The 11,101-nt window shown below is 66.2% G+C and carries 11 protein-coding genes; 5 read left to right on the plus strand and 6 right to left on the minus strand.

Annotation, left to right across the window (positions count from 1 at the left end):
* Positions 1–191, plus strand: a 191-nt coding sequence (locus tag VFH65_RS00420; RefSeq protein WP_353319141.1) for a hypothetical protein, incomplete at its 5' end; no start/stop codon positions are given.
* A 192-nt stretch (positions 192–383) separates the two neighbouring features.
* Here VFH65_RS00420 and tyrS read toward each other — a convergent pair.
* Positions 384–1,661 (minus strand): tyrosine--tRNA ligase, encoded by a 1,278-nt coding sequence (gene tyrS, locus VFH65_RS00425; RefSeq protein WP_353319142.1) that lies wholly within the window; start codon positions 1,659–1,661, stop codon positions 384–386.
* An 18-nt stretch (positions 1,662–1,679) separates the two neighbouring features.
* Positions 1,680–2,339 (minus strand): DNA-3-methyladenine glycosylase, encoded by a 660-nt coding sequence (locus tag VFH65_RS00430; protein ID WP_353319143.1) that lies wholly within the window; start codon positions 2,337–2,339, stop codon positions 1,680–1,682.
* A gap of 10 nt (positions 2,340–2,349) precedes the next feature.
* Here VFH65_RS00430 and VFH65_RS00435 point away from each other — a divergent pair, with 10 nt between their 5' ends.
* Genes VFH65_RS00435 through VFH65_RS00445 form a run of 3 tightly spaced genes read left to right on the plus strand, consistent with a single transcriptional unit; the run spans position 2,350 to position 4,486 of the window.
* Positions 2,350–3,114 (plus strand): ABC transporter ATP-binding protein, encoded by a 765-nt coding sequence (locus VFH65_RS00435; RefSeq protein WP_353319144.1) that lies wholly within the window; start codon positions 2,350–2,352, stop codon positions 3,112–3,114.
* Complete coding sequence (locus VFH65_RS00440; RefSeq protein ID WP_353319145.1) at positions 3,048–3,866, plus strand: ABC transporter permease; 819 nt, start codon at positions 3,048–3,050, stop codon at positions 3,864–3,866. Before VFH65_RS00435 ends, VFH65_RS00440 begins: the two co-directional genes overlap by 67 nt.
* 5 nt (positions 3,867–3,871) lie before the next feature.
* On the plus strand, positions 3,872–4,486 hold the full coding sequence (locus VFH65_RS00445; protein ID WP_353319146.1) for a TetR family transcriptional regulator: 615 nt from the start codon (positions 3,872–3,874) through the stop codon (positions 4,484–4,486).
* Here VFH65_RS00445 and VFH65_RS00450 read toward each other — a convergent pair.
* From VFH65_RS00450 to VFH65_RS00465, 4 genes are all read right to left on the minus strand, one after another.
* Positions 4,469–5,731, minus strand: coding sequence for a glycoside hydrolase family 1 protein (locus VFH65_RS00450; protein WP_353319147.1), 1,263 nt, complete (start codon positions 5,729–5,731; stop codon positions 4,469–4,471). The two genes, VFH65_RS00445 and VFH65_RS00450, sit on opposite strands and share 18 nt — an antisense overlap.
* On the minus strand, positions 5,715–5,936 hold the full coding sequence (locus VFH65_RS00455) for a Trm112 family protein (protein ID WP_353319148.1): 222 nt from the start codon (positions 5,934–5,936) through the stop codon (positions 5,715–5,717). The genes VFH65_RS00450 and VFH65_RS00455 overlap by 17 nt, the downstream gene beginning before the upstream one ends.
* A gap of 8 nt (positions 5,937–5,944) precedes the next feature.
* On the minus strand, positions 5,945–6,508 hold the full coding sequence (locus VFH65_RS00460) for a hypothetical protein (RefSeq protein ID WP_353319149.1): 564 nt from the start codon (positions 6,506–6,508) through the stop codon (positions 5,945–5,947).
* Between the two features lie 92 nt (positions 6,509–6,600).
* The gene (locus VFH65_RS00465; protein ID WP_353319151.1) at positions 6,601–9,585 is read right to left on the minus strand and encodes an acyl-CoA synthetase; all 2,985 of its coding nucleotides are present in this window, start codon (positions 9,583–9,585) and stop codon (positions 6,601–6,603) included.
* A gap of 80 nt (positions 9,586–9,665) precedes the next feature.
* On the opposite strand from VFH65_RS00465, the gene VFH65_RS00470 reads away from it, so the two are divergent.
* Positions 9,666–11,101, plus strand: a 1,436-nt coding sequence (locus tag VFH65_RS00470; RefSeq protein WP_353319150.1) for an ABC-F family ATP-binding cassette domain-containing protein, incomplete at its 3' end; no start/stop codon positions are given.

Genomic DNA, 11,101 nt, shown 5'->3' on the forward strand with positions numbered 1-11,101 from the left:
TCGAATCAGAACAATCTGACCAAGCAACCAGTCAAAACTGGCATATAAAAACAACCACACCCCTAAACGGGAAAAAGAAGCATGGCAAAAACAACAACAAACAAAAACCACCAAACACACTATTGAGTTCTCAAACAACACGCCCGCCCGGCCGCGCAACCAGCCCGCGGCATTTAGCCGCGTACTCGTAGTGCGGACGGTCAGGAACCCACCGAAGTGGGATTTCCCTCTGGGACGCCGTCGCGCTCTGCGGTGCTAACCGCGTCGCGACGACGAATCAACAAGTTACGTGAGGGAAAACTCGGAGTCAAATCCCCTGATGGGGCGTGTCTTTCGATTTCGCTTCCATCGCGAGGACGCAAGCGTGCGTCGACTCCGACAGCTCACCCAACGCGCTCGACTCCAGCGATATTCCGCTTGCCCCGGCGCAGCACCAGCCAGCGGCCGTGCAGGAAGTCCGACGGCGCGGGAACCCACTCCTCGCTTTCAATCCGAACGTTGTTGACCGACACTCCCCCTTCCGCGATGGTGCGGCGGGCAGCTCCTTTGCTGGCCGACAGGCCGCTGGCCACAAGCAGGTCGGTGATGGCGTCTGGACCTCCGGGCTTGAGTTCGGCCACCGCCGCTTCCCGCAGCGCCGCCGCCAGCGTCGACTCGTCCAACTGGGACAGCTCTCCGCGACCGAAAAGTGCCTGGCTGGCGTGTTCGACCGCCGCCGTAGCGGCCTCGCCATGGACCAACGTGGTGAGATCGCGGGCCAGCCGGCGCTGCGCGGCCCGCTCGTGCGCTCGCTGCGCCGTCGCCTTCTCGAGTTCGGCCAACTCGTCGGCCGATAGGAAGGTGAACCACCGCAGGTAACGGATCACGTCGGCGTCGGCCGTGTTGACGAAGTACTGGTACCAGGCATACGGGCTGGTCATCTCGGGATCCAGCCAGAGGCTGCCACCACCCGTCGACTTGCCGAACTTCTTGCCTTCAGAATCGGTGACCAGCGGAGTCGTCAACGCGTGCACCGCGCCGCTCGTCATCTGACGAACTAGTCGCACCCCGGCGATGATGTTGCCCCATTGATCCGAACCGCCGATCTGCAGCGTGCAGCCGTACCGCCGGTGCAGTTCCACGTAGTCGTTGGCCTGCAGCAGCATGTAGCTGAACTCCGTGTAGGAGATGCCCTCGCCCTCCAGCCGGCGCCGCACCGTGTCGCGATCGAGCATCACATTGACCGAAAAGTGTTTGCCGACGTCGCGCAGGAACTCGATCGCCCGCATCTCGCCGGTCCACGTGAGGTTGTTCTCGACGACGGCGCCGGTCGGCGAATCGTCGAAATCCACGAAGCGCTCGAGTTGGCCACGGATGCGGTCCGTCCAGTCCGCGACCGTCGCAGCGTTGTTCAAGGTGCGTTCGCCGGTGTCGCGGGGGTCACCGATCATGCCGGTAGCGCCGCCGGCCAGCACGATCGGCCGGTGCCCCGCCTGCTGAAGGCGACGCAACGTCAACAGCGGTATCAGATGGCCGGCATGCAGGCTGGGGGCCGTCGGATCGAATCCCGAATAGACCGTGACGGGCCCGGCGGACAGTTCCTCCGCCAGCGCGTCCCGGTCGGTGGACTGTGCAATCAGCCCACGCCACTCCAACTCGTCGAGAACGTTCGACGTACCCATGCCATCGATCCTTCCGTACTAATCGCTTTCGCCGGGCGCGGGTGCCCGCGGACTGCGCCGATACAGCGACACCTCGGGCCGGCCGGCCAGCCAGAACCGCCAGGGCCGGTCGGCGGCCTTGCTCACGCCGACGCGGGGACCCTCGACGGGCTGGTGCACCTCGCCGAACGTCAGTTGGATCGGGCCGTTCGGATCGAACAGATCAATTCCGTTGTCGTCCATGGTTATTGCGAGTGCCGAGCAGAGATTGCCAGGGCCGCGGGCCAGTGCGGCTGGGCGCGTCGAGTCGCCGCGGCGTGCTTGGGCGGCGTCGATACCCGCCTCGATTGCGGCCGCCCTCAGCAGCACCGCGCCCGCAACATTGTCGGTGGCGCACACGACGTTGGCACACACGTGAATGCCGTGGCTTCGGTACGTATAGAGCCGGCCCGCCGGACCGAACATCACTGAGTTGCGTAGGCCGGGTCCGCGAAACGAATGCGACGCGGCGTCAGGCCATGGCCCGTCGGCCGGGCCGCCATAGGCCTCGACCTCGACGATCATCGCGCTCACCCCGCGCCCGGTCAGCACCGCGCCGAGCAGCCGTCGGGCCGCGATTAGCGGATCTACGGACAGCAGCTCAGCACTCACCCGAGCGATTCTGCCGTGACCCTTGACACGCCTACCAGCTGGGAGCATTATTCATCGCATGATGAGTTCATCGAGTGATGAATTACTGCGCGATGGTGTCGCGGTCGCAATCGACGTCGAGAATCTGCGCGTCGTCCGCGGAAAGCGTCTCGCGCTCGACGACATCACGGTGCAGATCGCGCGCGGGACGATCACCGGGCTGCTCGGTCCGTCGGGCTGCGGCAAGACGACGTTGATGCGCAGCATCGTCGGCACGCAGATCGTCGCGGAAGGAACCGTGACCGTGCTGGGTCACCCGGCAGGGTCGGCCGAACTGCGACACCGCGTCGGCTACGTCACGCAGGACCCGACGATCTACAACGACCTACGCATCATCGACAACGTCCGCTACTTCGGCGCGCTGTACGGCACCGACGCCCAAGCCGCCGACGAAGCGGTGGTGGCGGTTGGCCTGGAAGATCATCGAACGGCTTTGTGCGGCAACCTTTCCGGCGGTCAGCGGACGCGAGTGTCGCTGGCCTGTGCCCTGGTCTCCCGCCCGGATCTGCTGGTGCTCGACGAACCCACAGTCGGGCTCGACCCCGTGCTGCGAGTGGACCTGTGGGAGCAGTTCCATGAAATTGCCCGACGGGGAACAACTCTGCTCGTTTCAAGCCACGTGATGGACGAGGCCGACCACTGCGGTGACCTGCTGCTCATGCGTGAGGGTCACCTCCTCGCGCACACCACGCCCACGAAGCTACGAGAGGACACAGGATGTCAGTCACTGGAGGAAGCGTTTCTGTCCGTCATCCGGCACAGCACCGCAGCCGCAGCCGGCTGAGCCCGCAGGCATACCTCGCCACCACCACGCGAATCCTGCGCCAGCTCGCCGCCGACCACCGCAGCGTCGCGATGATCCTCGTCGTACCGAGCCTGATCATCACCCTGCTGTATTTCATGTTCCAGAACGCCCCGTCTCGGCCGGGCGCGCCGTCGCCGTTCAACAACGCATGCCTGATCATGCTCGGCGTGTTCCCGCTCATTGTGATGTTTCTGATCACGTCGATAACGATGCAGCGAGAACGGGTTTCGGGAACCCTGGAGCGGATCCTGACCACGCCACTGCGCCGCCTTGACCTGCTGGCCGCATACGGCACGGCCTTCTCGATTGCCGCCGCCGCGCAGGCCACGCTGGCATGCGTCGTGTCGTTCTGGTTCCTCGGTTTGGATACCGCAGGCAGCCCAATCTTGGTGTTCACCATCGCGATCATCAACGCGGTGCTTGGCGTCGGCCTCGGCCTGTTGTGTAGCGCGTTCGCCCGCACGGAGTTTCAGGCGGTGCAGTTCATGCCGGTCGTGATTGCGCCCCAGCTGCTGCTGTGCGGCATCATCGTCCCGCGCGACATGCTGCCCGACTGGCTGCAATGGATCAGCAATGTGCTGCCCGCCAGCTACGCTTTGGAAGCACTGCAGCAGGTCGGCGCCTATCCAGAGCCGACGTTCATCGCGGTGCGCGACATCGCCGTGGTGATCGGCTTCGCCGTGGTGGCGCTGTGCCTGGCGGCGGCGACGCTACGACGAAGGACACCGTAACCCCATTGACCACCAACGCAGAGCGCAAGAAACCCGGACGACCGCCAGGGACGTCGGATACTCGCGAGCGGATTCTCACCAGCGCGCGAGACCTATTCTCCCGCAACGGCATTGACAAGACATCGATTCGCGCCGTCGCGGCCGCCGCCGGTGTCGACCCCGCACTGGTGCATCACTACTTCGGCACCAAGACTCAGCTGTTTGCCGCGGCGATTCACATTCCGATCGACCCGATGCAGGTCATCGGTCCGCTGCGGGAAGTGCCGGTCGAACAGCTCGGCTCCGTGCTGCCGTCGATCCTGTTGTCGCTGTGGGACTCCGAAATGGGCAAGGGTTTCATCGCCGAACTGCGGTCCCTGTTGGCCGGAAGCGATGTCACCCTGATCCGTTCGTTCCTGCAGGAAGTGATCACCGCCGAGGTCGGATCCCGCGTCGACAACCCGCCCGGCAGCGGGCGAATTCGCGTGCAGTTCGTGGCATCGCAACTGGTGGGCGTGGTGATGGCTCGCTACATCCTCGAACTCGACCCCTTCAAATCGCTGCCGGTGGAGCAGATCGCCCAGACGATCGCGCCTAACCTGCAGCGATACCTCACCGGCGATCTACCCGGGCTCACCTGACCCACCGAATCCGTTGGCCCGGGCGATCGCCCCGTAGCGGAGCGCGCTCGGCCGGATCCAGCGTCGCTGCGTGCTGCGGTCATTGCCAAGCAGGCCGAAGTGCCCGTGGTAGCCGTTGAACCATTCAAAGTTGTCGACAAGCGACCAGTGCAGATACCCGCGAACGTCGAGGCCGTCGGCGATGGCGGCCCCCAGCTCACGCAACGTGTCCTCGATCAGTCCGGCCCGCAGTCCGTCGTTGGCGTCGTCGAAATCCACACCGTGCTCGGTGACCAGCACCGGCAGCCCGGTGAGCTGCTGCGCCTGACGGCACGTCGCGGTCAACGCGCCCGGCACCAGTTCCAGCCCGTTGTCCGATACTCGACCGGTGGGCGGCTTGGCCCCATCCGGGCCGAACACAATGCGGGTATACGTCTGCACGCCAACGAAATCGCCGTACACACCCATATCGCGTAGGTAGCGACGGTTGACGAAGTCATCGGCAAGCTCCGCCGTCTCCTCCCCGCCCGGATCGGCGGCGATTTCCTGTAGCGCCAGCGTGATGCCCACCTTTGCGCCTGGCGCTACCGCATGGACGCTGTCGACAGCCAGACGGTGCGCCTGCCCGACCACCTCGACAGCCTTGTCGTCGCTGGCCGCCGGAAAGAACGGACAGAACTCATCCTCGCTGACACCAAAGGCCTTGGCGGCCAGCCTGTTTGTCTCCGCCAACTTCGTTCGCCAGGACTCGGGCAGCAGGCCGCCCGCGGTGAGCAGGGCCGGAGTGTTCGCCTCGTTGATCGTGCAGACCCAGGTCACCCGGTCCCCCAGACGGGCCAGCACCGCCGCCGCAAAGTCGGCGAACCGTTGGGCGGTCTCGGCGTTGCGCCAGCCGCCGTTGTGCCGAATCAGCCACTGCGGGCTGGTGAAATGGTGCAGCGTCAGCACCGGTTCGATGCCATGACCAAGGCATATGTCAACCACGCGCGAGTAGTGGTCCAGCGCCGCGGTGGAGATCTCGCCGTTCTCGGGTTCGATCCGCGCCCATTCGACGCCGAACCGAAAGGCGTTGAGGCCCAAGGCCGCTATTACCGCGATGTCGTCGGGATAGCGATGGTAGAAGTCGACCGCATCCCCGCTGGGTTCCCGATACACCGTGTCCGGCAGATGCTCCATAAGCCAGGAGTCGCACGCGATGTTGTTGCCCTCGACCTGATGAGCGGCCGTGGCGACGCCCCAGAGGAAGCGGTCAGGAAACCGCGCCACCAGACTCTGCCCTGTCGAGCATCCGTTGATGCTCGGCGTCGTCGGTGACAGCGACAGCTTCGTCGATCAGCAACACCGGAATGCCGTCCTCGATGCGATAGGCGCGACGCAACCGCGGGTTGTAGAGGAACTCGTCGTCGACCAATAGGAGCGGCCCGCGATCCTGCGGGCAGACCAGGATGGTCAGCAGCTTTTCGTCCAGCACGACGACGGCTAGCCGATCGGCTGCGTGATGCCGCCGGTCGGACCGAGGAAAATCCCGGTGTTGTCGGGGTCCGTCGGGTTAGGCGTCTGTCCCGGCGGAAGCTGGTTGATGCCTGCGTTGAACCCTCCAGGAGGCGCGCCTGCCGCGGCAGCCCGCGCTTGCAGCGAGCGCTGATACGACACCGTCGCCTTGAGGGCTTCCACGAGCGGACCCTGGTTCGGGCGATCGTCCCACGCTTCCTGCAGCGCCGTGAGGTTGCCCTTCGATGGGCGGAAACCGAGCGCACGCAGCTGCAGGGCTTCCTTGACGAAGTTGGAGACCTGTCCACCACCGGCGCCAGTCATGTATTCCTGGGCGATGACGGCCAGCACGTCGCCCATGGGGGCGGGGGCTGCGGCTTCCTCGTCCTGCGCATTGGCCGGCGCATCGGTCACCGGGGTTGGCTCCGGCTGGGCCATCGCCATCGGCGAGCCAACGCCCACCACAAGGCCGGCGGCCATGGCGCTGCCTGCGGCGATACCCGTAACGGCGCGACGCCAGCCGTGCTGATTCTTACCGGTCTGCGATGTCATCAATCCTCCAGCGACGGCGGCGCGGACAGCCCGACCCGGCGACGACCTGTCGCCAGCGGGGAGCCTAACAGTGCTCGTGCCACGAGGCACGGTCACTGTTGGGCACGGGGGTTAATGCCCTGCCCACCGGTGATCTCGGTTCGTACCGCGACGGTTAGCCGCTTGTACCGATTCGTATCGGGATCCAGGTACCACGCGTTACGCGACGGCTTGGGTATGCCCGCGGCCTGCAGCGGCCCGACCAGCGGCCGGTACGAGGCGCTCAGCGCCATCTCCGGCACCACATGCACGATGTCGGGCAGATTCCCGACCGGCAGATCGGCCAGCGCCTCGGACAGGTCGGCCGACGGGATGCTGCCACCGGGGCGCAACTCCAGCGCCGTGACGGCCAGCTGCTGGCCTCCGACGTCGACGCTGTAGGTGACGGCCAGATCCACCGCGCCGAGCCGGCTGACGGCGTCGTTGACGGGTGAGGCGTAGACCGGGCCACGCGCGGTATGGATGACAGCGCCGCGGGTGTCGACGAGCCAGTAGTCGCCGTCCTCGTCGCGGCGGAACAGGTACTCGGTGGACACCCACGTGTCGGCCGGGGCGAACACGCCGCGTTTCACCGACGCCGTGGGGTCGACGGGTCCTCGCGGATGGGCCAGCAGCACACCGACCTCGTTGGTGTCGGCCCTGCGAACAAACCCTCGCTCGTCTTCGAGGATCAAGTTGTCCTCGGTGTCATAGGCGGCCAGTTCGACCTCGCCGCCCCCGGGAAGCGGCCTGCCCTTACTACCGACCTTGGCGCCGGACACGTTGGCCAGCACCGCCTGCCCGTCGGTGGTGGCGAAGAACTCCAGGACATGGGCCGGCTCGAAGACGTCGACGACGCGCTTCCACACGCCCGTCGGCATACCGGAGCCGATGAACAGCCGCACCGGGTGACTTCCGGTGAGCGAGAACGACGGATCGTCGATGACGTCACGCAGCATCGCCCAGGTATACGACACCACTGTCACGCCGTATTGGCGGATCTCCTGCAGGAACCGGTCCGGGCGCAGACCCCGGGACAGGGCGATGCGTGAACCGCCGACGACGGCGCCGCCGAGTGCGACCAGCAGGCCGGATTGGTGGTGCAGCGGAGTGAGGCAGTAGACGGTGTCGCCGCGGCCGAGGTTGGCGGCCGACGCGGTACCGAACGCCGACAACGCCCATCGGTAGTTGGTGATTTGGCGCGCGATCAGCTCGCCACCGATCGTGCTGAACCCGATGAAGGCCAGGTCACGGGCCAGCCCCGGGTTGGGCCGGTACCAGCCGGGCAGATCGACCACGTCGGGGTCGATCTTCTCCATGTCGATGACGTCGGCGGTTTCCTGTTGAATGTCGCGGGATTCACCGCCGCCGAGCACCAGCACCCGCATATCGAGTTGCTGCGCCGCCGCGAGGTGGGTGGGGTCGGCGATGATCTCCGACACCGCGCCAAGCCGGACGGCGCTCGCCAGATCGACATCGGGAGGCATCAACACCGCCACCGCGCCGAGCCGCGACAGCGCGGCGATCGCGACGAGTGCGCTGGGCCGGGTCTCCATCAGCACCCCAACATGGGCGCCCTGCCGTACGCCGACCTCGATCAGGCCGCGAACCACGTTGTTGATGCGCCGGTCGACGGCCTCGTAGGTGTGTACGCGCCCGTCGAACAGCAGGCACTCCCCGTTCGGCAGGTCGCGTGCCTGCTCGGACATGATCCGGCCGAGCGAGATCCGGGTGTGGTCGTTGATCTGGCCGAGCCGCGCCAGCCTCGGCAGGGTGCGATACGTCTCGATGGCCAGCGCGCGAGCGGACTTGTTGGCCGCGACCAGCGCGTCGGCCGCCGACCGTGCCAGCGTGAAGGCCATCTCCGTCGCCGCCGCGGTGCCGTGCGCCACCCGCGAGCTCAGCGTGACACCGCTTTCGTCGTGTTCGGCGGGTTGCAACGCCATCGGGACGACCTGATCCGGCATGTCGCCGGTGCCGTCGATCCACTGGACCCAGCGCCCCACCGTCGGCCACGTTTGATTGGCCGCTTTTGACCCGACGACCAAGCCGAAATGTCCTGCGCGGATGAGGTATTCGTACACATCAGCTTGAGGGGCTGCGCGTTTGATTCCGCGCACCGACGCTGGCTGCCCGATGTCGTCGACCTCACCGACGACCGCCAGCACCGGGCAGTCGATGTCAGAGAGCGTCACGAGGTCGCCGTGAATGGAGAAGCCGCCGGTCATCATCCGGTTGTGCGAGATGAATTGCTTGAGCAGCTCGGAGATCGCGGGACCTGACCAGGCGATCCAGCCCTCCGAAGCGAGGAAACGCCGCTGTTGTTCGCGGGGCAGCAAGGCCTCGCGGTCGTGCAGCTGGCGCAGGAAGTCCAGCCGCGACTGTGCGGTCTTGATCGGGTCGAGCATCTGGAACCCGGCGCGTGCCAGCCAGCCGGGGATATCGATGCGGCTGAAGACGTGGTCGGCCATGAAATCGGCTGCGCCTGCGGCCAGTCCGGCGGGCAGGTTCATCGGCAGCGCGGCCAGGGTGTCGACGGGCGCGCCGAACGCGATGATGCTGGCGAGATCCTTCGACCGGCGGTATGCCGCGGTCTGGTAGGCGAACATTCCGCCCTGCGAATAGCCGGCCAGATGGATGTCGAGCCCGGTGACTTCCTTGACGGTGTCGATGGCTTCGCTCAGCGCGACGACGTGGTCGGCGAGGTTGCGCTGCATGCCGCCTTCGACCTTGTCGGGTGAGCCGAAGTCGATGACCCACGGATCGATGCCGGCCCTGTGCAGAATGCCGACCGCGCCATCGTCGCGAGTCACGTCCCACATGTCGGCCGACATCATCATCGGGTGCACCATCAGCACGGGCGGCCCGGGAGGTTTGGTGCCTGGCCGGGCGTCGGGCGGGAAGTACCGCCTCAGCCGGTACATCGGCACGCTCTGGATGAGCTGGAACGGCGAGGGCACCGAGCCGGTCTCAAGGCCGCCGTAACGCAGCACTTCCAGTCCGTTTTGCGCGGTGGCCACCAGCCGGCCAACCGGCCTGGTAAACGCCGACAGGTCCACCACCCACACTCCCCTTAAGCTGTCAGTCCCCCGACTGCCGCCGACCATCATGGCACGGCGGGCACCTATCATCGCGGCTGATGGCGAACCTGATCAACGTCGAGCGCGCGACCGTCGGCTATGGCACCCGTACCCTTCTCGACGCGGTCAGCCTTGGCATCGACGAGGGTGACGCGATCGGCGTGGTCGGCCGGAACGGCGACGGCAAGACCACGCTGCTCCAGGTCCTGACCGGCACCCGCGAGCCCGACTCGGGCAGGGTCACGCACACTTCGGGTCTGTCGGTGGGTTATCTGCGCCAGGGCGACGAACTCCATGGCGCCACCGTCAGGGATGTGATCGTCGGCGGACGGCCAGATCATGTGTGGGCCGCCGAGCCGGATACGCGCGAGGTGGTCGAGCACCTGCTGTCGGGTGTGGACCTCGACACGGACGTCGGCGGGCTCAGCGGCGGTGAGCGCCGCAGGGTGGCGCTGGCGCACGTGCTGCTCGCCGGTCACGACATGCTCGTGTTAGACGAGCCGACCAACCACCTCGACGTGGAAGTGATCGGCTGGCTCGCCGGCCACTTGACAGCGCAGCCGGCCAAGGCGCTGGTCGTGGTCAGTCACGACCGGTGGTTCCTCGACGCCGTCTGCACCAGGACATGGGAGGTGCACGGCGGCACAATCGACGCCTACGACGGCGGATACGCCGCCTACGTGTTGGCCCGCGCGGAGAGAATGCGGCTCGAAGCCGGCACCGAAGCGCGCCGCCGCAACCTGATGCGCAAGGAGCTGGCCTGGCTACGGCGCGGCCCGCCGGCTCGCACGTCGAAGCCGAAGTTCCGGATCCAGGCCGCCAACGAGCTGATCGCCAATGAGCCGGCTCCGCGTGATTCGCTTGTGCTGCAACAGTTTGCGATGAACCGGTTGGGCAAGGATGTGTTCGATCTGCACCGGGTCCGGCTGGAGGTGGGCGACCCACCGCGCGTGATCCTCGACGGCCTCGACTGGTCGATCGGGCCAGGCGTCCGCATCGGATTGGTCGGCGTCAACGGCACGGGTAAGACGTCGGTGCTGCGGCTGTTGACGGGCGAGCTGTCGCCCGCCGCAGGCACCATCAAGCGGGGCACAACGCTGAAGATCGGCTATCTGAGCCAGGCGTTGGCCGAACTCAGTGGGGCCAATCGGGTGTTGGACGCGGTCGAAAACAGCCGCCGCGTCACCCAATTGGCGGGCGGGCGCGAAATCACCGCCGACACATTGTTGAAGGACTTCGGATTCACCGGGGACAAGCTGACCGCGCGGCTCGAAGACCTGTCCGGCGGTGAACGCCGCCGGCTGCAGTTTCTGCGGCTGGTGCTCGACGAGCCGAACGTGCTGCTGCTCGACGAGCCAACCAACGACCTCGACATCGACACGTTGACGGTCATCGAGGACTACCTGGACGGTTGGCCCGGCACGCTGATCGTCGTCACTCACGACCGGTATTTCCTGGAACGCGTCACCGACGTCACCTATGCGTTGACCGGCGG

This window comes from Mycobacterium sp. (genome assembly GCF_035697385.1).
Classification (GTDB): Bacteria; Actinomycetota; Actinomycetes; order Mycobacteriales; family Mycobacteriaceae; genus Mycobacterium.